This is a genomic window from Mycobacterium sp. ML4 (assembly GCF_054515735.1).
On sequence record NZ_JBTNSY010000035.1, the window covers coordinates 20118 to 39084 of the forward strand.

The following is an 18967-nucleotide window of genomic DNA, read 5'->3' on the forward strand; positions in this document are numbered from 1 at the left end:
CTCAGCGTGCCCGGCCGCTGCGGCGGGGCGGTTCGGTGTCGCCTTCGGACTCTGGCTGGTCACCGACGACCTCGGCCAGCGCGGAGCCGTCTGCGACAGGCTCGGGCGCCGCGTGCGGAACGAGCAAGCCGGACTCCACGAAGTGCCCGGCCTCGCTCTCGTCGATCTCCACGCCGGCACGGGGCCGCGTGTAGTGCTTGCCCGCGACGATGCACGGCTGAACCACGTCGAACAGAGCCATCAGCCGAACCTCTCCACCAGCTCGGCCTTGGTCATCGCCTCGGCCTCGTCCTCGGAGATCCGCTCATCCTCGGGTGCGCCGTTGACGGCGTACTCCACCCACGACGCTTTCGGCGCGGCCTGCTTCGGCTTATCCACGGGCTCGGGGTCGTCGCCTGGGTCGGCGGCGGGCTGGGCACCGCCGACCTTGACGACCAGTCCGGAGTCGAGGAAATGCGCCGCCTGCTCGGGTGAGAGCCATTCAATGACCCCGCCCGCGTAGACGTGGTGCGTCTTGCCCTCGTGATCCTTGGCCAGCACCAGCGGCGCAATGACCTTGAAGCTCATGCGTTGACCCCGTTGATCAGCCAGCCCGCGCCCGGTTCGAGCACGATCGGGACCGTGGTGCGCCGGGCTCGGATCCGCCAACCGTCGGTGTCGCGGTCGCGAATCGACAGCACCTGCAGCCCGTTTTCGGCCTGCACATACTCGGGGGAGTTCAGCCGCTCGTCGGCGAACCCGCCCAACACCGTGGTGTCGACGACCAGCGCCTTACCCGACACGGGCGCGTTGGGGCTGGTGATCCACGTCAGGCCGCCGATCTGGCGCATCAGTGAGCCGTTGAGGCCCTGCACCACCGCGGTAGCCTGCACGCCGGGGAATTCCTTGGGCAGGATCTTCATCAGGTCGTCATCAGAGACGACGTTGGCGAACACCGCCGGCTCGACGAACACCGCGTTGGGCATGTAGCCCTGCTTCAGGTTGACAATGCTGGTGATCGCCCGCATCACATCGCGCAGGATCTTCGACGTACCGCCGCCGGTCTTCCACGAGGCGATCGCGTCGGTGTTCTGCGTGACCGCCGAGACAATCGCGGACAGCGCCACGGTGTCGATGGTCTTGATGTGGCTGTTCATCAGCTTGCGGAATTGCCGCTGAACCACGTTGTAGCGGAACCGGCTGATCGCCTCATCGGTGAGCAGCGCGTCATTGCCCCACTTGACCGTGTTGGCGGTCGACGCCGGGCCGGTGCTGATGGGGGTGACCGGGTACTCGCCGCCGGGCGGCACGGCCTTGGGATCGCGGTCGGCGTAAATCGACTCGTTCTGCTCGTAGCCGATCGATCCGGATTCCGTCCAGAACTGACCGGTCAGCAGCTTGTCGGAGACGAACTGCTCATTGGCGATGTCACGCAGAGCGCGCGCGACCCACGGGGTGTCCTTGAGGAAGCGGTTGATCGACAGGACATCGCCGGACAGCGACGGCGAGCCGGGGGGGTACTGAGGCATGGTGACCTACTCTCTTTCCAGTGGTTTCCCGGGCCTCAGCGGCCCAGCTTGATCAGAACCTTGGAGCTGGCTGCGGCCGACAGCGCAGTTCCGATGATTTCTTCCGGCTCGTCGGTGCCGTTGGCGAAGGCCGCGACAGCCCCGCCGGTAGCGCCGATGACCGGCTTGCCGGCCGCGATCGCGCCGGAGGCCGGCACCAGGTGCACGCCCTCGGTGTAGACGACGACCTGCGCGCCGCTGGCGGCGTCATGACCCGCCACACCCAGCCACGCCTCACTCGGCGCGGAAATTGGGGCCACGGTGTCGTTGCCCGACACGATCAGGACTTGACCTCCGGTCACTGTGGCCGAAGTGGTGCGGGGCAGGCGGTCTGCCGGGAAGTAGTGCGGGGTGTGCTCGGCCATGATCAGGCGTCCTTTCCGTAGGCGTGACCGGTGATCTGAGCGAAGACGCCGGCCTTTTCGACGTCCTCCGGCTGGTCCTCGCGGCTGACGCCATGGCCGGTCTCGAACACCGGGACAGCGCTGTTGGCCGGCAGGGTGTTGAGCAGCGCCAGGGTGCCCTCGCGGTTCTTAGCCAGCTCACCGCGCCACGTGTCGGCGCTGGCGGCGCTGATACGCCCAGTACCCAGCGCGTTCTTGATCGCAGCCTCGTCCTCGGCCTTGATGCGCTCAGCGCGGTCGGCTTCGAGTTGTGCCACGGCGGCGGCCATCTGGTCGTATTTGGCGGTGTTGACCATCGACATGCCGAACTTGGCCGCCACCTTGGCCGCCTCGTCGATGGTCGGCTCGACGGGTGGGGTCGGCTCGGACGTGAGTGCGTCGATTGCCGCCTCCACTGCTGCCTCATCGGCTTCGGCGTCGAGGCCGAGCTTCTGAAGCGCGCTCTCATTCAGGGATGCCACGATGGGCTCCTTTCCTTGGGTTGCCTCGGCCTCGACAGGCTGAGGGGTCTGTGCCCGCGCGGCGATCCGCGGCGCGGGGGCGGCCTGACGGCCGGGGTAGTGGAAGACGGCGAGGGCCTTCGCCCGCGCCTTGGTTTTCGCCGCTGCTGCGGCGTCACGCTGAGGTGATTCTTCGACGCGATCGGCCAGTCCGGCCTCAACCGCTTCATCGGCGGTGTACCAGGTCTCGGCAGCCATGACGGCCAGCCAGTCCTCGACGGTGCCGCCCGCCTTCTCGGCGTAGATACTGGCAATGTTGCGGTTGAGCCGTTCGAGGTTGTCGGCCATCTTGCGCATGTCCTCGAAGCCGCCGATAACCAGGCCGTGACCGTTGTGGATCATCATCTCGGCGTTGCGGTTCATCACCACTTCATCGCCGGCCATTGCGATGAACGAGGCGGCGCTGGCCGCCAGCCCGTCGACCACGACGGTCACCTTGCCCTGGCGGCCACGCAGGGCGTTAAGAATCGTGATGCCGTCATAGACGTAGCCGCCGGGTGAGTTGATCCGCACGACCACCTCGCGCTCGGCGTCGACCCGGGCCAGGTCTTTGACGAGCTGCTCGGGCGCAACCCCGAACCATGAATCGATCTCGTCGTATATCAGCAGTTCGGCGGGTCCGGTGTCAGACTCGGCGGCGTTGCGGATCTCATACCACCGACGACCGTGCTCGTGATCTAGTCCCATAGCGGTAGCGCTCCATCTGGATTCTTGCGTCGGTCCTTGGGGCTTCGGCCGCGGGCGCGGGCGCGGGCGGCTGCTGCCGCGCCAGATTGGGACGCGCCGGCCGCGCCGTCCTCCTCACCGCCCCGCTCGGTCTCGGGGTCGGGCGCCGGCAGGCCGGTGGCCGAGCGCAGGAACGCTTCGAGCCGCTCGTCAGGTGTCAGTAGTCCGGCGTTGACCAGCATCTGTAGCGCTGCGGCCGTGGCATCCTGGCGCGAGCCGATCTCGTCGAACACCAGCAGCGGGGCGGGCTCATCCGGCCCCCAGTTGCGGTCAACGATGTCCTCGACAACGTGGGCCTGGGCGACATTGCGGATATCCTCGGCCACCGTCTGCACCGACTGCACAAAGGTGTCGGCCTGGACGCTGGCCAGCGCGTAGGAGCCGCCCTTGCCTTCGAGGTTGAGGAAGTGCGCCAACGCGACCAACGCCATCTGGTGGTCGTGGTATTCGATCGCGCGGCGCGGGTCCATCGGCGTGCCGTTGGGCGACGCGATCACGAATTCCTCGTCTTCGGTCAGCGCCAGGCCGGCCGATTCGCCGCCGCCGTAGTTCGACGCGATCTCAAGTAACTCGGTCATGCGGTCTTCGTCGCCGGAATCCGCGGCGTTGCCCTTGATCACCGGGACGCCGATGCCGTGCCGACGGGCCGCGGCGGCCTCGATCCGCATCAGCTCGTCTTTCCAGCGCCAGTGCTTGTAGGCCGGGCGTAGCAAGCTGTTGCCGACCCACACGCCGGGGTCCATGTCGCGGGTGTAGACCACCAGGCGGTCCACCTCGATCGCCGGACCCATCTGTGTCGGTGCCATCACCACCATGCCGGGGCCGCCGAAGGTGCCCGCCGGCCACTGCTGAATTGAGATCAGCCCGCCGTCACGGTCCACATTCCAGTAGGCAATGGACGACTGCGGGCGCGGGGCCAGCTTGTGGAGGTGAAACCGGCCGTCGTCGGTCGGGCGGTACACCAACTCGAACACCGCGTGGCCGAACTGCTGGGCCGTGAGCGCCTGCTGCAGGTGCTGTGACCACGAGAAGCTGCCTTTGCGCCGCGGCGTGGGCCGATCCTCGTCATCACCCTCGATCGGTAGACCCATGCTGGTCGCGACGTGCTTGACGACCGTCTTCTTTGCCCCATTGGGCCGGATCCGCCACGGTGTACGCCGAATCGGCAACCCGAGTGCCCGCAAGACGGAGGAAATACGGGCGTCCTCGCGCACCATCCGCCCGTAGGTCCACACGGAGTTCGGCCAGGTGAGATCAAGGTTCTGCTCGTACAGGTCGAACGGCAGGCCCCAGCCAGCCAGAGTGCCGGGAACAGGGTTGACGTAACCCTTCTCGGTGCGCGGAGCAACGGTCTTGGGGGCCATACTGCTCCTTTCGCGAGGTGGTTAGAACGCGGCTTTCATCAGGTCGAGGTCGGTGCTGCGCGAGCGGCGCTGCGCGGCACTGCGCGGCGCGACAGTCTTCCGCTTGGCCGGTTTTCCGAACGTCAGCAGCGCGCCGTAAGCCAACGTGGCTGAGACCAGCGCTGCGCCGTACCCGCCCGCCTGTGTCTCATTCCAGACGAACCCGCCGGCCGGCATCTCTTTGCGCACCGCCGCGCTCACGCCGTCGTTGAGGGCGGGCTGGTCGCAGTGCGAGAACTTGCCCGCCCGCGCACCGTTGAGGAACGAGCCGCACCACTGCGACCACACCCCGCCGTCGACCATCTCCGGCTCGACACCGGCCTTGATCAGCTCCGCGCGGATTGCCGCCGCGTCGCTGCGCGACTTGATCGCCACCGCCGCCGGATTCCAGGCCGCGACGAGGTCGAACACCGCCCGGACCACCACCGGCGTCGGCGCGGTCAGGCTGCCGAGTTCCAGGTGCGCCCGGCCCGCCTCGGTGCGCCACGCCGCCGTCACGCGCCAGATGCCGCTCGAGCTGTCCAGCGCCAGACCCACGGCCGGGCTACCGGTCAGCACCGGCGCCCCGACGATCTCGGTGCGCATGCCCAGCCACTGCTCGGCCGGAATCTCCGAATCCTCTTCGCGCTCCGGCGGCGGGTAGTCGCCCCAGCCGCAATAGTCGGCGTCGAAAATCGCTCGCTTGACAACCGTCTTCGCCTTCTGCCGCTTGCTGCGGATCTCGCGTTCGTCCGTCGCGACCCCGAACGACGGCTGCGCCGTCATCCAGGTCTCCGGTTCATCGCGCGACATGTGCCGCGGTGCGCCGAACAGTTGGTAGAACAGGTCCGCCGCCCGCGCGTGGCCCAGCCGGTGCATGTCCGCGAGGCTCTGACACTTCGGGTGCTTCAAGAACACCGGCGGCGTCGAGAGGTAGATGGTCTGAGGGTTCTCCGAGGCCGACTGCGCGCCCGTCAGGTCGTTCTCAATGCCGGGGTCGATGTCGTACGCCTCGTCAAGGAACAGGATGTCCAACTCGGTGACGCCACGGCCGAACTCCTGAGAGCGCGGCGCGAACTCGGCCACCGCCGTCTCGATCGGCTTGCTGTTGCGGTCGCGCCGCGTCACCACCTCGATCACGCCGTGGTTCGCCCGGGTCGACGGCGGCCTGGCCAGTTTGCGCTTGAGATGCGGCACCCGGTTGATCACCTTGACGACGCGGTCGAACACGTCCTTGGCGGTCGACCAGCGCTGCGCGGTGTAGACGATCTTCAGCGGTCGCGACCGGCCGACGACCGGCACCACGAACAGGTAGAACAGGATCAGCAGCACGACGATCAGCGTCTTGCCCTGCTGACGGGTGGCCTCGATGCACACGTCGCGGTGAGTCCAGACGCGCTCGCCGTACTCGTTGGGCGGCTGCAGCGACACGATGCCGCGGATCGTCGACCACTGCCACGGCATGCAGCGCGTCTTGGTCCCGTGCGAGCGGGCCATGTTGTAGCCGAACTCCGCGCACCGGTCACCCTCAGACTCATCGCCCGGGTGCCGCGACTCAAACTCCGGCTCCTGCCGGCCGCGAAGCCGGGGCCACGCACCGACGAACTCCGGCCAGGGATGCTCGGCCGGCGCCGACTCAGACCGCGGTAGGGTCGTCGCCGTCATCGGGATCGCCGGGAATCGACGCGCGCTGGGAGTGAATCGTCACCATCAGCTTGCGCAGGTGCTCGGAAAGCTGGCGGTACTGAACGAGCGGATTCGTCACCACCACCTCCACCGTCTTCGCGGGCAGCTTCACCTCGAGCCACGCGGTTCGCTCGCCGTTGAGCACCGGTCGCAACCGCTCAAGGAAGTTGGCCACCTGCGCGGCCTCTTCGATCAGCAGCGTGATCGCGAACGGGTCATCATCCTTGGCCAGCTCAGCCACCAAACGGTCACCCGCCGAAGGTGTTGCGGCAGTGGACTTTCGCGCAACCATCTAACGCTGAAATCCGTTGTTTTGCAACGCATTTCGTCGCGAATGGCTGTGCGTTGCACCGTGTTTGCTGGCGCTAGTGCGCGTGCACGAAATCCGTTGTGCCGCAATGCGATTGGCGTGCGAAAAGCCATATGTTGCAACAACTTTCGCCCCGTGTGTGAAAAAGTCGCGACGTTCGTCGCGCGACTCGACACCCCCCCCGGTCTGATAATTCTGACAGAGCCTATCCCGTTGTGCACCAACGCATTTCGCGAGCCTGCCTTGCCCGAATGTTGTTGCATCGCATGGCAATACACACACCGCCGGATCGCACTGTGCTGCAACACATTTGGCACACACCATGGTCGGTAATGCCGTTGTGCCGCAATGCATATCGCTTACCATCATGCACTGAACGTTGTCGGCCATGGCATGTAGAGCTCTGTCATCGTCGGTGCTGCACTCTTGCCTGATGCAGCGAGGTGGTCGTTGCGCCCATCTGCACGTTGTCGGTTGCACTCACCATGCAGCAGTCGGTCGGGCAGTGGGATCGGCAACCCTCGTCGAATGGCCTCTGACCTGGTCATCTTCGAGTGGTCTGCCTGCAGCACTCCACTGATCGGATTGGTAGACGCCGGGTCGTAGTCCCAGTTCCTCGTCCGGTCCCGAAACATCGGCCGACCACACCAGTCGCACGGGCAGCCGTCGCGGTGGTTGTCCCGTAGGTTGTCCGCTGCTTGGCGGTGTCGCCAGCCGAGCCCGAGTTCAGTCTGCGTCTTGCGCTTGGCTGTTGCCATGGTAGTGGTGGATGCCCCCATTGCTTGCGATCAGGCATGGCTCGATGGCGGCTCGCACGTCCGGAGCCAGTGGCCACGCACTGTCGTCGACCAGCACCTCGGTCAGGGTGAGACCACGACCCGCTCCGCGCCGGATGCTGCGCGGCGACATGGCAATGACACCAGGCTGAACCATGCGGCGCGTAATCAGCGTGGCCCGTTGAATCGTGCTGGCGATGACGGCTACGCCCGCCACTTGCCCAGCACCTTCATGGTCAGCACCATGTCACCGTCGAGTTCGGCCACCAGCTGCTCGCCCTTGTCGGCCACCAGTCGCAGCACGTCGGCAGCGATGTGTGCCTGCCGGTTGGCCTGCTCGTCCACGCTGGCGTCCTGGCTGTCGAGGTCTGCGAGCTTGGCCATGACCGTGTCGCGCACCGTCTGCGGCAGGCGTAGCAGTGGGGTCAGTACCGCCTCGGTGCCGTCGCTGAGCCCGATCGGAACGTGCGGGTGTTTGGCGTCGACTTCCTGGCGCAGTTCGTCGAGTGTGCTCACTGGTCGGCTCCTGCCTCGAGCGCTGGTGTTGCCGGTGCCGGCGTGTCCACGGTCAGGGTGAAGCAACCCGGGCCCCGCAGTTGCATGTCCACCTCGAGCGGCTGCAGCTTCGGGTTTTCCAGTGTGCTCATGATCAGTTGCACCAGCATGGTCAGCATGAACAGTTTGGCCATCGGCGTCGGCGGGATGCTTGGGTCGAAGGCTGCTCGCACCGCCGACGGGAACACCTCGGGCCGCTCGGGTAGCTGCCAGTCTGCAATCTCGCCGTCGAAGCGGGTCTCATCGTCGACGGTCACGACCATGTGGGGCATCAGCTCACCTCCGGCGGCCGGTGCCCCAGCGCACAGTCCGGATGCAACTGCTGCAGCGCGGTGACGAGCTGGCGGCCGAACACCTTGGGCTTGTCGGTGTCGAGATCGGTCACGTTGAGGTTCACCAGCGGCGCTCCACAGTGGCAGTGGAAGTGCACCGGTCGTTTGCGTTCCGGCTCAGCCGCGGCGTCCACCGTGCGCAGCCGGTTCAGCTCGGCGGTGTCGACGACCACCTTGTTGCTCTGACTGAGCGTGTGCACGATCGCCTCGGCGGTCAGCCTGGCGATGTCGGCATGCGGCAGGCCGGCTTCTTGTGCGAAGTGCGCGGCCATCTCCGGCGGGATGTTCGACGTGCGGAACATCGGCAGTGGAAGCACGATGGCGCCGGTCTTCTCGTCGCCCGGGTGAGTCAATCCGCCGGCGAGCGCCTGGGCGATGATCTCGACGGCCGCCTGATCGGGCTGCGGAATGGGCACGAGTGCGGTCGACAAAGGTCGCTCCTGGGGGGTCGGCTGTTGGTAACGCAACGCGCCGCCCTGCTCGGCAGTGGCGGCGCGGGAACCGGATTCCGGGGACGGCAAACGTCCCATACGCGGTTCATCGGCAGGATAGCAGCTTTCTGACAGAATCGGCCATTGTGTCATGAACCGGCGCGCCGGTAGTGCCGCCGGCGGATTACCCATCATCACTCCTTCCTGTCAGGTCCACGACTGTGGGTCGTGCCAGATCATCTGGTGTATCTGCCATGCGATGAACAGGAGTAGCGCGAGCTTCGCCAACCCGATGAGCACTACCGATCCTCCGTTCTTGCGTTAAGTAGTGGTTTGCTGCACTTACAATTCGCAGGGACCGCCGCAGGCCACGCAATCGCCCTCATCGTCGTCCTCATGGACCGTTGGCGGGTGGCTGCGTGAGTTGACGGCAGCCACCGCGCTTAACCTGTTCGGCCCCAGGCCGCGCGGTGTGTGGACGACACCCGGCTTGCCACGGTGGCTGGGGTCGCGACAGCTGTCGAGGGGACATACGACAAGTCTCACTGGTCGTCCTCGTCACAGATGTCGTTCGGTTCGTAGCCGGGGCATTCGCATTCGCAGCCGTAGCTGTCGAGGCCAGAGCAGCCCGTGTCCGGGTGGGTTTCCCAGGCATGGTTGCAGGCGCAGTCGGCCATGTATGTGTCCGCTATTTCGCCGTCCTCGTCACGCAACACGATCAGTCCGCGACGGCGTTCGACTTCCGCGTCGACTCCACGCTTCTCGTGGAGCAGCCGGAAATACTCGGCGAGAGCATGCTTTTCGTCGTCCGTGAAGGGCTTGGTAGAGCAGAGCGTGATGCCCTCAATAGTCGTACTGTATTGAGTACCATCACCGCCGCCCACCAGGTCGTCGCGACCTGTCGTGCCGTGCCAATCGCTCATCGTTGCCTCTCCTGTATCTCGCCGGGTAGGTGGTCATATGTCAGGCTGGGCATTCCAGCGATCTTTGCTGCAACCGGCAACGGGCAAGCTCGACATACTCCGGCTTGATATCGATACCGACGTAGCGATGACCGAGGTTGAGCGCAGCCACCCCGGTCGCCCCTGCGCCGCCGAATGGGTCGAGCACTGCACCGCTCGGCTTGCATCCGGCAGTAATGCACTGCTCCGCAAGGGCGATCGGCATCGGTGCCGGATGGCCGGGACGTGCCCGTTCGACTGGAATTGACCACACCGCACCAAGATTCGCGGACTCCGGATCGAACCAGTAGTTGCGCGACTTGACCAAGAGGAACACCATCTCGCAATCGTTGTTCGGTCGGTCCTTCGCGGTTGGTTCAGGCAGGGCACCCACCTTGTGCCAGGTGATGGCGCTGCGGAGTCGCCATCCGTCTGCCGTCAACGCCTGGCTAACGCGCCACGGAATGCCGAGCAGCTCTTTAGGTTTGGCCCACGATTGCCCCGGCTTATCTAGCGGGCGAGCCCATCCGCGACGAGACCGATTCTTGCGGTCTACCGACCCTTTGCCAGGGTTGCCGCGACCGCTGTAGTACGAGTCTCCGAGGTTGAGCCAGAGTGTGCCGTCGTCGGCTAGGACGCGGCGGAGCTCGGCGAAGACTGCGCGCATGGTCTCGACATATTCGGTCGGGGACGCTTCCAGCCCATACTGGCCTTCGACGCCGTAATCCCGTAGCGAGTAGTACGGGGGGCTGGTGACGACACAGTCGACAGCACCGTCTGGCAATTCGCGGATCACCGATAGTGCGTCGCCCAGATACAGCGTCACCTGATCGTCGCTGTAATGCAGTTTGCTCGTCATCTCCATCTTTCGCCGATAATCATGCGGACGGTCAACTACCTGGTGGGTAGATGTCGATGTATTCGCCGGTTTCCGGGTCGATTCGCCAGGGCTGCCACGCGGGGTACTTCGCGCGGCAGGCCGTGCAGAGAATCAGGTCTCCGTACTGGGTGGTGGCGGGTACGCAGTTGTCGAGGTCATGGCAACCGTCGCACTGTGATTCGCAGGTTCTGTCGCAGGCGCTCACGCCTTCACCCCTGACTTTCGCGGCACCGGATTGCTCTGCGCCATCTTGCGCCGCACCCGCCGCACATCGCCCACGCGGTATTCGGGCTCATCCTCGGGACCATGCCGGAAGAACCCGCGACGGCCGTTCGGGCGCAGGTAGCGCACCGGCCGCAGATGCCCGTCGCGAATCCAGCGGTTGAACGTCTGCCAGCGGACCTCTTCGTCGAGCGCGCCCATGATCCCGGTGTTGTGCAGCTCGGGATTCGCCGCGCGCTGGTTGCCGATCATCTCATCGCGCGAAACGATCTGGTAGTCAATGGCATTGCGCCAACGGTTATAGAGCGCCTCAATATTGTGCGTGGTGCGGCACACCGGATTTGAGCAGGTGACCTCGATCGCTTCCCGGCGCGCATAGAGCATCAGCCCGCAGATTTTCCGGTCAATCTTCGTGTCGCACTGCCCACAGAATCGCGGTGCCGGAGGCCGGTCAATCACCTTCTCGATTTTCTTGACCAGCCCGTCAGCATCACGCTTCCACTGTCCGGCCGACTCGTCACACGCCAGCGAATGCACGTGCACCGCAAGCCAATTCGCGATCTCGGGCAACGTTGGCCGCCAATCATTCCCAGCACGTCGCCACCCAGGCAGCAGCGGTCCGGCCGTGTCGCGGTCGACCACCTTGAACGCCCGGCGGATCTCGACGCCGCGCGTTTCGAGCACGTCGCGCACGATGGTGGTCAGCGTGTTGCGAGCCTCGCGCAGTAGCCTGCTCGCCTGGCCCTGGCGCGTCAGCTTTTCTTTGTCGGCGGTGCTGTCGGCGGCATCGGGCTCGAAAGGATCGGGAAGTTCATCCCCGCGCTTGCGATGACCACCGCCGCCACCGAGGCACGTCTGGCGCGTCACCACGTCATTGAGCGCGTCGAGCAGGCCCGCGGTCGGGCGGCCGGCGACCATGGGGCCGAACGCGAGAGAGCGTAGGGCTGCGCGGAACTCGTCGATGCAGCGCGGGCAGATGAACAGGGTCGCCTCGGCGGTGCAGGACTGGCACTGGGTCACTGGCCCTCGCTTTCGTCAGTCGCACCAGCCGGCGGCGTCAGTCTGGGCATTTTGGGCAGCTCCATTCATGTCCCCACTGCGGGCCGTTCGGGTAGCTCGGGCAGCACTTCTCGGCGCGGCTAACGCGGCGCTCGGTCCCTTGTTGGATGGCGACCAGGCCAATGACGAGTTGCGCGAGGTCGCCCACGAACTTCACGGTTGGGTCATTAAGGTCGATGGCTGGGTTCGTGCGCCAGGTCGCATACTGCTCAATCAGCAGCTCTTGCAGCCGATCTAGGTCGCTCACTGCTTGTCGCCCCCGTTGAGATACCAATGCGGATTGAGCCGCCCAAACATGCGCGCCGCCAACGCTTGTGGCCCAAACAGGCTGCCGTAGATGTCATCGTCGGTGGGTAGCCAGCGGTGGAAGGTTTGATTGTCAGAGGTGGGGCGTCGTCGATTCTGCTGCGGGATGTCTTGCTTCCGGTCGCAATCTGGCAGCTCACACGTTCGCACGTTGGGCAATCCCTTCTGGCCAGTCGATCGAGTTGTGCATGGCTTCGATATGCCGTCTGCGCGGCGGAAAGTGAAGGGGTTCACCGAGATACCGCGCTCCGGCCTCGGCAAGGGTCAAGGCATCGCCAATATCGTCGTTGGTGATGTGCGCGGCCCACGGCGCCCATGTCTCCCGCACGGCCAGCATGACCTCGCGCTTGTGCTGCGCGCGTGTGATTTCCTTGCTGCTCTTGCCGCCCTTGCCGGTGGCCCACTTGCAGCGCGTGAGGTTGTTGACCACTACGGCCGGCGTCTTCCAGTGCTGCAGCTGCCGCATCAGCTCGACGAACAGCGCGTACCGGTCGTAGGCATCTCCGCCGGTGTCGAACGTCAGCGGCGCTTCGATCATCGCGAGGTCCGGCAGCACACCCGGCCCGACACGCTTGGCCAGCGTTGTCTCGATGAGCCGCACAATGTTCCATGTCTGGCGGGTGATCCGGCGCACGCGGTGCTCCCAGTCCTTGATGTCAGGGCTGGTGCCGATCGAGCGCAGGAGAATCGGGCGGCCGTCGCGGAGGATGGCGACGCCGCAACTAGTGAGCGACGGGTCGAGGCCCAGAATGATGCTCACGGCCAGACCCCCCAGCGGCGCACCATGACAGTGCCGCCGTGATTAGCTTCGATCAGCGCTCGCGTTCGCGTCGCAAGGTGTGCGTCACATGCCAGTTCGTGAGTCGGGGTGAAGCCTCGGTGTTCGAGCGTCCACACTGGCCGATACGGGCATTCGGGGCCGTCGTCGCAAAGGCCGTTGTCGTAGCTCACCGCACCACCTCCGGCCCAACGCAGCCCACCGCGACGTCGTACGAGCCGCACGCCTCGCACTTCCATCCCCAGTCGGTGTCCACCACCGCGCCGCGCAGGCACATCGGGCACTGCCGGTCTGCCGCCTTGATGAACTCGGCCACCGCGAACTCAAACGAGCTGCACGCGACACCGCAAGGGCCGTCAGAGAATCCCGCCGGATAGTCCATCGCCCACGGAAACACCGGCGCGTCGGTCTTGTGGATGCGGAAGCGGTCACTCATCGCGTCACCGGCCCCCGCAGCATCTCCCCGGCCCCGTGCTGCATGTTGTCCAGCCACGATTTCGGGTCACCCTCGAACGGCACGCGGCATGAGACGCCACACGGGGCCCAGCGGACTTTGTCGCAGTGATCGCAGACGCGCAGGTGTTTCAACGGCATGACTGGCCCAACCTTTCGACGGAACGGACGACATCGGACACCCGCGTGATGGGTGCCCGGCAGCTCTGGCATGGCGGGCTGCCCCACGGTGCGAGCCGGGCCAGGGCGTCGCGAACATGGACCTGTAACCGGCGCACGCATTCGGCGCAGCGGACCTCGACGTAGTTGCCGAACGGGTCAAGCCTCGCGTCGTTGCAGTGGTGCACGGCGTGGATGGACACGACGTAGCCCGCGCGATTGGTGCAGCCGCCGGGGTGGTGGGCGCAGGCGCAGCGGTAGTCGGTCCAGTCGAGGGCTTGCAGGGTGGCTGCTTCGGTGGTCATTTTCGTGGCCCTTCCCACGTGCCGGGCAGCGACCAGCCGGGCCAGGATCGGTCGGCGACGACGAACGCGGGTTCGCCCGATTCCGTCCGCAACGTCTCCGGGTCGCAGCACTCGAAGCCCTTGCGGTGGCGGTCGAACGCGCCCACCGACGTGAAGCTCTGGTGGCACCCGGAGCAGTGCGCAGCGGCCAATCCTGTCCACCACGCCCCGCAGCTGGCGCAGCAGACGTGGTTTTCCGTGCTTCTGTCGCGCGCTGAGCGATTTTCAGGGGTGGTCTGGATAGATGACACTGGGGAGGGGTCTTGCGTGGCTGAGAATCGTTCTACGGCGGTCATTTCTTCCCCTTCGCCAACATCTTCCGGATGTGCTCACGCTGGGCCCGGCCGACGTTCTCGTGGCGCTTGTGGTCGCAGATCACGCGCCGGGCCGGGAGTCGGTAACCGTCGTCGTCGCAGAGCGGGCAGCGGGCACGGGCGGCCGGGGCGAGGTGGGCGTTGCCGGTGTCGTCGAGGTCGGCCATTGAGGCGAATCGGTCGCGGTCAGGCATGGGAAACTCCGATCAGGCTCGCGCGCAGCGCGGCCGGTGTCGCGCTTTCACCCCTGAGTGGCGAAATTCGTGCTGCCCCCCTGCGCGCGTTCTCAAGCCGGGGATAGTCACTCAGGGTGAGTTGATGTTTGTAAGTCTGTCTGTCTGTATGTGCATTGCCTGGAGCATCGCTGAGCATCGCTGGGGCATATGCTCGATTGGATGCTTGGGAATGCTTGGGGCATGTGCTAACTGGCAGCTTCATCGCCGCGTCCCTTCTCTTGGTCCCACCGCTTGCGGGCAGCCCTACTGGCCTTGTCACTGCGCGCCTGGGCGGCAGCGTCGACGGGGTTGTGGCCCGCCCAGTCGTTGATCGCGAAGCCACTGGGCCTCGGCACCCATAGCCCGACATCCGTTGCGGCGTAGGCATCTTTCTTCGTGATCGCGTATCGGCGAAGTGCGCCCTCTGGGAAATAGCCGTCCGTCTCCGTCTTGCCGATATGACACATCATCGAGACGTGCGCGACGACCACGCGGTGTTGATTGGAGTCGACAAGCTCCATGATTTTCGGGTTCTCCGGAAAAGTCGTGTCGAGGCGAATCCATTGCAGCGCCACCTATTTCATCTCCTGTCGTCTCGTTAGTCCCGGCTCAAATGGCGTCACATGCGCCCGATGGCAGGTGTCACACACCGTGGCCGCCCTGCGCTGTACGGCTTCTCCCCGCACGTGACGCACAACCCCGCCCGGTACCGGCGTGCACGCTCCTCACGGGTGGTCATGCGCCGCTCCCGAAGTCCAGGCACATCTGGTCAAGACGCTTAGCGATGATTTCGCAGTAGCGTTCTTCGATTTCGACACCGATGGCGCGGCGGCCGAGGTTGCGGGCGGCGATGAGGGTGGAGCCGGAACCGGCGAAGGGGTCGGCGACGGTGCCGTTCGTCCATTCGATGAGCTGCTCGAGGATGGCCACATGCTTGGAATGGGGGTGTCCCCTGCCGCCCGCAACTGGGTTATAGCGCCGAGTCCCGCAGCGACTTTCAAGGATGGACGAGCGCGCCGCTGGGCGTTGAACATGTTGTCCGAGTAGGAATATCAGCTCGTAGTCGGTCCTGTACCCGAGTGTGGAACCGACCACGCCTGAGTCGACCGGTTTCTTCCAGATGAGTGTCTGGCGAATGCCTTTTGGTGCGGCAATGTGTGGCGATCCAAACGCGATAGCGGGCCGCTCTTTTCCCCAGAGCGTCAGTGTGGCGTCGCGCGTGGTGGTGTCATGATCGTTCTGAATGCCATCGTGTGGGCGACTGTTTCGACTCTGGTTCATGTTCGCGCCTTGCCGCCATCCGCGCCCATATGGCGGGTCTGTGACCAGCACATCAGCTTGCAGCCAGTCGGTGACGTCGAGGCAGTCGCCCAGGAACAGTGTGACCTGCTCGTCGGTGTAGTACGGCTCAGGCATTGGCCAACTCCAACAACACATCCGCGTGGCACGGCTGGTCGAGCCTGCACCAGCAGCAGAGGTCACGGCCGCGGAGCTCTTGCAGATCACCGGTTATCCGGAGTGGCCCGAACCACCACCAGATCGAGTCGGGCCCGTAGGTTAGGTCGCAGCGGAATGCTTCGACAGCCATCTGCCGCGGATCGAGGTCTGTATCAGTGGTACCGAGGGCTTCTTTCACGGCGTTGATCCGTTCGCGCATCATCGCGATGGTGTACGGGTTGCCCCACTTGCTCGGCCGGGCGACGACGATCGCGCCTTCGGGTTTCTGACCGCCTTTGGTGCGGCGCAGTTGGATTCGCTCAGGCACTGTCGCCTCCTGTGATGAGTCGCAGGTTCGGCTTTGGCAGGGTAGGCGGCTTCGCGCCTTCGAGTGGCGTGATGTAGGGGGCGGCCCATCGGTAGAGGTGGTCCCAGTCGGTGTCGAGGTAGCGCCGGAGGATGCCGCCGGCGTTGGGCGGCGGGGAGGGGCGCCCGTTTTCGACCCACTGCTTTAGGTTCTGTTGTATTTGCCAGTCGTCGCGGTGGTTTCGGTGGCGCGAGCAGAATGCGTACGGGGTTGCTTCGCCGGTGAGCGGATCACGGTCCTGGCCTCTAACGATGGCACGTTTTCCGCAGGGGCCTTCGCGCTGGATCATGGGAGCGAGGCAGCCGTCGTCTGGCGGTGGTGGGCAGTCGTAGCGCGGGATGTCCTTTTCGATGACTCGGCGTATCCACCAGTTGGGATCCGGCTTGTTGCTGAGGGCGGCTATTGAGCGGAAGATGCTGCGGTGTTTCACGCTTTTGCGGCCAGCGGCTCTGCGCTCGTGGATGACCGCTAGTGCGAGGACTGCGAACAGCTTTTGGTCGCCGTTGAGGTCGGGGTCGTTGCAGACGTCGAGGATCTGTTGGTGGGATCGCATAATAGCCTTGAGGTCTGTGCTTTGCGGCTCAGTCATTCCCCACCGCCGCCTTCTGCGCTTCCGCCAGTGCGCTAGCCCGAACCAACTCGGAGATGCTGACGCCGCGTTGGCTGGCCACCACCTGCAGTGCCGCCCGCTCGGTCGGTAGGAGCCGCACCGCGACGACTGTGGTTCGTTGTCTGCGTTCAGATCCGGTGCGTCGGCGTTCCTGTTTGTCGTCAGCCATTGTTCACCGCCTCTGGCCTGTACCTGATGTTGTAAGTGGCCTCGTCCATCCCGTATAACGGTGTGGTTTGGCTGATTTCGCAGGTGCAGCCGGTGTAGGTGCAGGCGTATGGCCCCTCGACGATGGCGGCGCCTGGGATTGCCCGGTGACTGGTGGCGAGGTGGTCGCACAAGGTGCACATGTAGGCGTAGGGCTTAGCCATTGTTCGCCGCCTCCCATGCTCCGACCTCCGCGCGTTCCACGTGCGCCCGGCAGCCCCACTCGCAGAGCTGCTTGGCCATCGCGGCCGGACCGCTGTGTTGCATGAATCGGCGTGTTGGCGCGATAGGCACGGCGATGACGTCGTAGCCAGGCGCTCCTGGGTAACCGGTTGCGTAGTCGGGCGTTTCGCCGTCGTCACCAACACGGCGGGTGTACTTGGGTTGGTCGAGATATGCGGGGCAGTCGTAGCTCGCTGGGTACGCCAGATACTTGGTCAAGTTCTCGGGAAGCCACGAGGGGCAGGAGCATTCAGGATCGGCGTGCTTATTGGTTGCGCAGGCCGCGATTAACTCCCACCAATCCAGTGGCTGGTCGGCGAACGGTTTCCCGTCTGGCGTGGGCCAGTGGTCGACGACGACGCGGTACACGTAGCGGCGCTCAGGCATCAGTAACCGCCTCTGCCGCATCCGCAGCCGCCAACAAAGCAGCAGCGAGGAAGCGGGCCTCGTTGACGTCTATCGGCTCAAGCGCCTCTCCGTCGTAGGCGATTTGAACTTCATTCGGATAACCCCATTGCGTTATGTAGTAGGGGCTTCCGTTCTGCCACCCGAGTCGGTGCGCTGATTCGTCGTCCTGATCGTCCTCGCGGGTGCTGGTGGGTTCTGGTAATGCGATGGTGGTGACACCAGGCGCGGCAAGGATGGCGTCGGTGGCGCGCTCGGCCACTTCGTCAACGCCGTGGAGCTTGAATGACCACTCTCCGTCTGTGTCGATGAAGCGGTGCGCCACGAGGTCTGGTGTGTCGCGTAGCGCTTCGATCATCAGCGCGCGGATGTCAGACATCAGCGACCTCCGCTCGCTCAATCAACGCAAGTAGGTCCAGCCAGTACCGTTCTTTGTCGTGACGGGTGGTGTGTGCCACGATCCGCGCGAAGTGCTCGACGCGCGTCAGTCCGGCCCGCAGGGTTTCCAGTTGCGCCCGTGTGGTTTTCAGCTCAGCAACCAACTCAGGGACAAGAGAACGAGCAGCAGCGATGAACGCGGCGTCGGCCGCCTGGTAGTACAGATGGGTAGTGCAGACGGCTTCCCGCGTCGACTGGGCGTCGTGCGGGATAACGCAGTTGCCCTGCTCGCCTGAGTATTCGGAAACCCACGGCCCGTCTGTGACGCCTTCCAGCGCGGCTTCGGCGCGGGCGATGATGTCGTCACTCATCGCTGTTGTCCTTCCGTACCCACGGAGACACCAGACGGGAAACTGGGTATCGCAAGTTGGGGGCAGCGGGGTATAGGCCGTTGAGTGCGTCGATGATTCGCTGAGCTTCTTCCAGCGACTCACCCGCGTGGAGCCCCTCGCATTCCTTACCCGGAGCCCACGAGTATCCCCATTCCTCGGTGGTGAGTTCGAGTGCGTCGATAGCGGCTTGGGCCATTGCGCGGAAGTACCGCTTGTTGACAAGGTCGTGCCACGTCCGCCCGTCGCTCTCGCGTGGGTAGCCAGCCCGCCAGATCGCTTGCGCTACCACGTCAACCCGGTCACTCACTGACGCCTCCCTGTGGGCATTCATTCCGTAGTGGTCGGCGATCTGGATGGTGATCACCTGGTAGTCGGTGTCAGACTCCGGATTCCACATCACTGCCAGGGGTTCGACAGGAGTCCACTTACCGCCGATCAGCTCACTCACTGATGCCTCCGTTGTTCCATGCCAACTCCGTAACCAACTCCCGGTTCGCCGCTTCAAGCTCCATGACCCGCAGGTGAAGCTCCGCGTTCTCATCACGTAGACGCTCCAACTCGGCAGCCTCAGGGGAAATGTCAGTGACAGTCATGCCGAAACCCCCTTGCGTGTAGGTACACGTGTAGGT

At 64.9% G+C, this 18967-nt stretch carries 32 protein-coding genes; all 32 read right to left on the minus strand.

The window, feature by feature from the left end:
* Position 1: 1 nt before the first annotated feature.
* Positions 2-241 carry a hypothetical protein gene (locus ACX9NE_RS26795; protein ID WP_459370889.1) on the minus strand — a complete coding sequence of 80 codons (240 nt, stop codon included), beginning with the start codon at positions 239-241 and terminating at the stop codon, positions 2-4.
* Positions 241-567 (minus strand): hypothetical protein, encoded by a 327-nt coding sequence (locus ACX9NE_RS26800; RefSeq protein WP_459370890.1) that lies wholly within the window; start codon positions 565-567, stop codon positions 241-243. The genes ACX9NE_RS26795 and ACX9NE_RS26800 overlap by 1 nt, the downstream gene beginning before the upstream one ends.
* Entirely contained in the window at positions 564-1508 is a 945-nt protein-coding gene (locus ACX9NE_RS26805) for a phage major capsid protein (RefSeq protein WP_459370891.1), read from the minus strand. Before ACX9NE_RS26805 ends, ACX9NE_RS26800 begins: the two co-directional genes overlap by 4 nt.
* Positions 1509-1543: 35 nt before the next feature.
* Positions 1544-1912, minus strand: coding sequence for a capsid cement protein (locus ACX9NE_RS26810; protein ID WP_459370892.1), 369 nt, complete (start codon positions 1910-1912; stop codon positions 1544-1546).
* Between the two features lie 2 nt (positions 1913-1914).
* Positions 1915-3138, minus strand: coding sequence for a head maturation protease, ClpP-related (locus tag ACX9NE_RS26815; RefSeq protein ID WP_459370894.1), 1224 nt, complete (start codon positions 3136-3138; stop codon positions 1915-1917).
* Positions 3129-4541, minus strand: coding sequence for a phage portal protein family protein (locus ACX9NE_RS26820; protein WP_459370895.1), 1413 nt, complete (start codon positions 4539-4541; stop codon positions 3129-3131). Before ACX9NE_RS26820 ends, ACX9NE_RS26815 begins: the two co-directional genes overlap by 10 nt.
* Before the next feature lie 21 nt (positions 4542-4562).
* Positions 4563-5891 carry a terminase gene (locus tag ACX9NE_RS26825; RefSeq protein WP_459370896.1) on the minus strand — a complete coding sequence of 443 codons (1329 nt, stop codon included), beginning with the start codon at positions 5889-5891 and terminating at the stop codon, positions 4563-4565.
* A 304-nt stretch (positions 5892-6195) separates the two neighbouring features.
* Positions 6196-6486 carry a hypothetical protein gene (locus ACX9NE_RS26830; protein WP_459370897.1) on the minus strand — a complete coding sequence of 97 codons (291 nt, stop codon included), beginning with the start codon at positions 6484-6486 and terminating at the stop codon, positions 6196-6198.
* A gap of 795 nt (positions 6487-7281) precedes the next feature.
* Complete coding sequence (locus tag ACX9NE_RS26835) at positions 7282-7548, minus strand: hypothetical protein (RefSeq protein WP_459370898.1); 267 nt, start codon at positions 7546-7548, stop codon at positions 7282-7284.
* A complete protein-coding gene (locus ACX9NE_RS26840; protein ID WP_459370899.1) occupies positions 7536-7847 on the minus strand; it encodes a phage tail assembly protein in 312 nt (103 codons plus the stop codon). The genes ACX9NE_RS26835 and ACX9NE_RS26840 overlap by 13 nt, the downstream gene beginning before the upstream one ends.
* The gene (locus tag ACX9NE_RS26845; RefSeq protein WP_459370900.1) at positions 7844-8158 is read right to left on the minus strand and encodes a hypothetical protein; all 315 of its coding nucleotides are present in this window, start codon (positions 8156-8158) and stop codon (positions 7844-7846) included. The genes ACX9NE_RS26840 and ACX9NE_RS26845 overlap by 4 nt, the downstream gene beginning before the upstream one ends.
* Positions 8158-8748: a hypothetical protein gene (locus ACX9NE_RS26850; RefSeq protein ID WP_459370901.1), complete on the minus strand. Its 591-nt coding sequence runs from the start codon at positions 8746-8748 to the stop codon at positions 8158-8160. Before ACX9NE_RS26850 ends, ACX9NE_RS26845 begins: the two co-directional genes overlap by 1 nt.
* Before the next feature lie 443 nt (positions 8749-9191).
* The gene (locus ACX9NE_RS26855; RefSeq protein WP_459370902.1) at positions 9192-9572 is read right to left on the minus strand and encodes a hypothetical protein; all 381 of its coding nucleotides are present in this window, start codon (positions 9570-9572) and stop codon (positions 9192-9194) included.
* Positions 9573-9612: 40 nt separating this feature from the next.
* Positions 9613-10455 carry a DNA-methyltransferase gene (locus ACX9NE_RS26860; protein WP_459370903.1) on the minus strand — a complete coding sequence of 281 codons (843 nt, stop codon included), beginning with the start codon at positions 10453-10455 and terminating at the stop codon, positions 9613-9615.
* 216 nt (positions 10456-10671) lie between these two features.
* On the minus strand, positions 10672-11712 hold the full coding sequence (locus ACX9NE_RS26865) for a hypothetical protein (RefSeq protein ID WP_459370904.1): 1041 nt from the start codon (positions 11710-11712) through the stop codon (positions 10672-10674).
* Positions 11713-11749: 37 nt separating this feature from the next.
* The gene (locus tag ACX9NE_RS26870; protein WP_459370905.1) at positions 11750-11998 is read right to left on the minus strand and encodes a hypothetical protein; all 249 of its coding nucleotides are present in this window, start codon (positions 11996-11998) and stop codon (positions 11750-11752) included.
* Between the two features lie 195 nt (positions 11999-12193).
* Positions 12194-12817, minus strand: coding sequence for a hypothetical protein (locus ACX9NE_RS26875; protein ID WP_459370906.1), 624 nt, complete (start codon positions 12815-12817; stop codon positions 12194-12196).
* A gap of 187 nt (positions 12818-13004) precedes the next feature.
* Positions 13005-13271: a hypothetical protein gene (locus ACX9NE_RS26880; protein ID WP_459370907.1), complete on the minus strand. Its 267-nt coding sequence runs from the start codon at positions 13269-13271 to the stop codon at positions 13005-13007.
* 148 nt (positions 13272-13419) lie between these two features.
* The gene (locus ACX9NE_RS26885; protein WP_459370908.1) at positions 13420-13752 is read right to left on the minus strand and encodes a hypothetical protein; all 333 of its coding nucleotides are present in this window, start codon (positions 13750-13752) and stop codon (positions 13420-13422) included.
* A complete protein-coding gene (locus tag ACX9NE_RS26890) occupies positions 13749-14087 on the minus strand; it encodes an FDXHR family putative zinc-binding protein (protein WP_459370909.1) in 339 nt (112 codons plus the stop codon). The genes ACX9NE_RS26885 and ACX9NE_RS26890 overlap by 4 nt, the downstream gene beginning before the upstream one ends.
* The gene (locus tag ACX9NE_RS26895) at positions 14084-14299 is read right to left on the minus strand and encodes a hypothetical protein (RefSeq protein WP_459370910.1); all 216 of its coding nucleotides are present in this window, start codon (positions 14297-14299) and stop codon (positions 14084-14086) included. The genes ACX9NE_RS26890 and ACX9NE_RS26895 overlap by 4 nt, the downstream gene beginning before the upstream one ends.
* A gap of 227 nt (positions 14300-14526) precedes the next feature.
* Positions 14527-14895 carry a hypothetical protein gene (locus ACX9NE_RS26900; protein ID WP_459370911.1) on the minus strand — a complete coding sequence of 123 codons (369 nt, stop codon included), beginning with the start codon at positions 14893-14895 and terminating at the stop codon, positions 14527-14529.
* 160 nt (positions 14896-15055) lie between these two features.
* Positions 15056-15736, minus strand: a complete 681-nt coding sequence (locus ACX9NE_RS26905) for a DNA-methyltransferase (RefSeq protein WP_459370912.1) — start codon at positions 15734-15736, stop codon at positions 15056-15058.
* Positions 15729-16085, minus strand: coding sequence for a DUF4326 domain-containing protein (locus tag ACX9NE_RS26910; RefSeq protein WP_459370913.1), 357 nt, complete (start codon positions 16083-16085; stop codon positions 15729-15731). Before ACX9NE_RS26910 ends, ACX9NE_RS26905 begins: the two co-directional genes overlap by 8 nt.
* Entirely contained in the window at positions 16078-16713 is a 636-nt protein-coding gene (locus ACX9NE_RS26915) for a hypothetical protein (protein ID WP_459370914.1), read from the minus strand. Before ACX9NE_RS26915 ends, ACX9NE_RS26910 begins: the two co-directional genes overlap by 8 nt.
* A complete protein-coding gene (locus ACX9NE_RS26920) occupies positions 16706-16903 on the minus strand; it encodes a plasmid mobilization protein (RefSeq protein ID WP_459370915.1) in 198 nt (65 codons plus the stop codon). The genes ACX9NE_RS26915 and ACX9NE_RS26920 overlap by 8 nt, the downstream gene beginning before the upstream one ends.
* Entirely contained in the window at positions 16896-17105 is a 210-nt protein-coding gene (locus tag ACX9NE_RS26925; protein ID WP_459370916.1) for a hypothetical protein, read from the minus strand. Before ACX9NE_RS26925 ends, ACX9NE_RS26920 begins: the two co-directional genes overlap by 8 nt.
* Positions 17098-17550, minus strand: a complete 453-nt coding sequence (locus ACX9NE_RS26930; protein ID WP_459370918.1) for a hypothetical protein — start codon at positions 17548-17550, stop codon at positions 17098-17100. Before ACX9NE_RS26930 ends, ACX9NE_RS26925 begins: the two co-directional genes overlap by 8 nt.
* A complete protein-coding gene (locus tag ACX9NE_RS26935) occupies positions 17543-17947 on the minus strand; it encodes a hypothetical protein (protein WP_459370919.1) in 405 nt (134 codons plus the stop codon). Before ACX9NE_RS26935 ends, ACX9NE_RS26930 begins: the two co-directional genes overlap by 8 nt.
* Positions 17940-18317 carry a hypothetical protein gene (locus tag ACX9NE_RS26940; protein ID WP_459370920.1) on the minus strand — a complete coding sequence of 126 codons (378 nt, stop codon included), beginning with the start codon at positions 18315-18317 and terminating at the stop codon, positions 17940-17942. Before ACX9NE_RS26940 ends, ACX9NE_RS26935 begins: the two co-directional genes overlap by 8 nt.
* Positions 18310-18786: a hypothetical protein gene (locus tag ACX9NE_RS26945; RefSeq protein WP_459370921.1), complete on the minus strand. Its 477-nt coding sequence runs from the start codon at positions 18784-18786 to the stop codon at positions 18310-18312. The genes ACX9NE_RS26940 and ACX9NE_RS26945 overlap by 8 nt, the downstream gene beginning before the upstream one ends.
* Positions 18779-18931, minus strand: coding sequence for a coiled-coil domain-containing protein (locus tag ACX9NE_RS26950; protein ID WP_459370922.1), 153 nt, complete (start codon positions 18929-18931; stop codon positions 18779-18781). The genes ACX9NE_RS26945 and ACX9NE_RS26950 overlap by 8 nt, the downstream gene beginning before the upstream one ends.
* Positions 18932-18967: the final 36 nt, after the last annotated feature.

Coding starts and splice junctions, on each gene's coding strand:
- ACX9NE_RS26860 (WP_459370903.1), bottom strand. CDS start 10,455: ATGGAGATGACGAGCAAACTGCATTACAGCGACGATCAGGTGACGCTG.
- ACX9NE_RS26800 (WP_459370890.1), bottom strand. CDS start 567: ATGAGCTTCAAGGTCATTGCGCCGCTGGTGCTGGCCAAGGATCACGAG.
- ACX9NE_RS26820 (WP_459370895.1), bottom strand. CDS start 4,541: ATGGCCCCCAAGACCGTTGCTCCGCGCACCGAGAAGGGTTACGTCAAC.
- ACX9NE_RS26915 (WP_459370914.1), bottom strand. CDS start 16,713: ATGACTGAGCCGCAAAGCACAGACCTCAAGGCTATTATGCGATCCCAC.
- ACX9NE_RS26925 (WP_459370916.1), bottom strand. CDS start 17,105: ATGGCTAAGCCCTACGCCTACATGTGCACCTTGTGCGACCACCTCGCC.
- ACX9NE_RS26890 (WP_459370909.1), bottom strand. CDS start 14,087: ATGACCGCCGTAGAACGATTCTCAGCCACGCAAGACCCCTCCCCAGTG.
- ACX9NE_RS26930 (WP_459370918.1), bottom strand. CDS start 17,550: ATGCCTGAGCGCCGCTACGTGTACCGCGTCGTCGTCGACCACTGGCCC.
- ACX9NE_RS26815 (WP_459370894.1), bottom strand. CDS start 3,138: ATGGGACTAGATCACGAGCACGGTCGTCGGTGGTATGAGATCCGCAAC.
- ACX9NE_RS26880 (WP_459370907.1), bottom strand. CDS start 13,271: ATGAGTGACCGCTTCCGCATCCACAAGACCGACGCGCCGGTGTTTCCG.
- ACX9NE_RS26935 (WP_459370919.1), bottom strand. CDS start 17,947: ATGTCTGACATCCGCGCGCTGATGATCGAAGCGCTACGCGACACACCA.
- ACX9NE_RS26845 (WP_459370900.1), bottom strand. CDS start 8,158: ATGCCCCACATGGTCGTGACCGTCGACGATGAGACCCGCTTCGACGGC.
- ACX9NE_RS26850 (WP_459370901.1), bottom strand. CDS start 8,748: ATGGGACGTTTGCCGTCCCCGGAATCCGGTTCCCGCGCCGCCACTGCC.
- ACX9NE_RS26805 (WP_459370891.1), bottom strand. CDS start 1,508: ATGCCTCAGTACCCCCCCGGCTCGCCGTCGCTGTCCGGCGATGTCCTG.
- ACX9NE_RS26855 (WP_459370902.1), bottom strand. CDS start 9,572: ATGAGCGATTGGCACGGCACGACAGGTCGCGACGACCTGGTGGGCGGC.
- ACX9NE_RS26905 (WP_459370912.1), bottom strand. CDS start 15,736: ATGCCTGAGCCGTACTACACCGACGAGCAGGTCACACTGTTCCTGGGC.
- ACX9NE_RS26895 (WP_459370910.1), bottom strand. CDS start 14,299: ATGCCTGACCGCGACCGATTCGCCTCAATGGCCGACCTCGACGACACC.
- ACX9NE_RS26810 (WP_459370892.1), bottom strand. CDS start 1,912: ATGGCCGAGCACACCCCGCACTACTTCCCGGCAGACCGCCTGCCCCGC.
- ACX9NE_RS26885 (WP_459370908.1), bottom strand. CDS start 13,752: ATGACCACCGAAGCAGCCACCCTGCAAGCCCTCGACTGGACCGACTAC.
- ACX9NE_RS26920 (WP_459370915.1), bottom strand. CDS start 16,903: ATGGCTGACGACAAACAGGAACGCCGACGCACCGGATCTGAACGCAGA.
- ACX9NE_RS26795 (WP_459370889.1), bottom strand. CDS start 241: ATGGCTCTGTTCGACGTGGTTCAGCCGTGCATCGTCGCGGGCAAGCAC.
- ACX9NE_RS26940 (WP_459370920.1), bottom strand. CDS start 18,317: ATGAGTGACGACATCATCGCCCGCGCCGAAGCCGCGCTGGAAGGCGTC.
- ACX9NE_RS26950 (WP_459370922.1), bottom strand. CDS start 18,931: ATGACTGTCACTGACATTTCCCCTGAGGCTGCCGAGTTGGAGCGTCTA.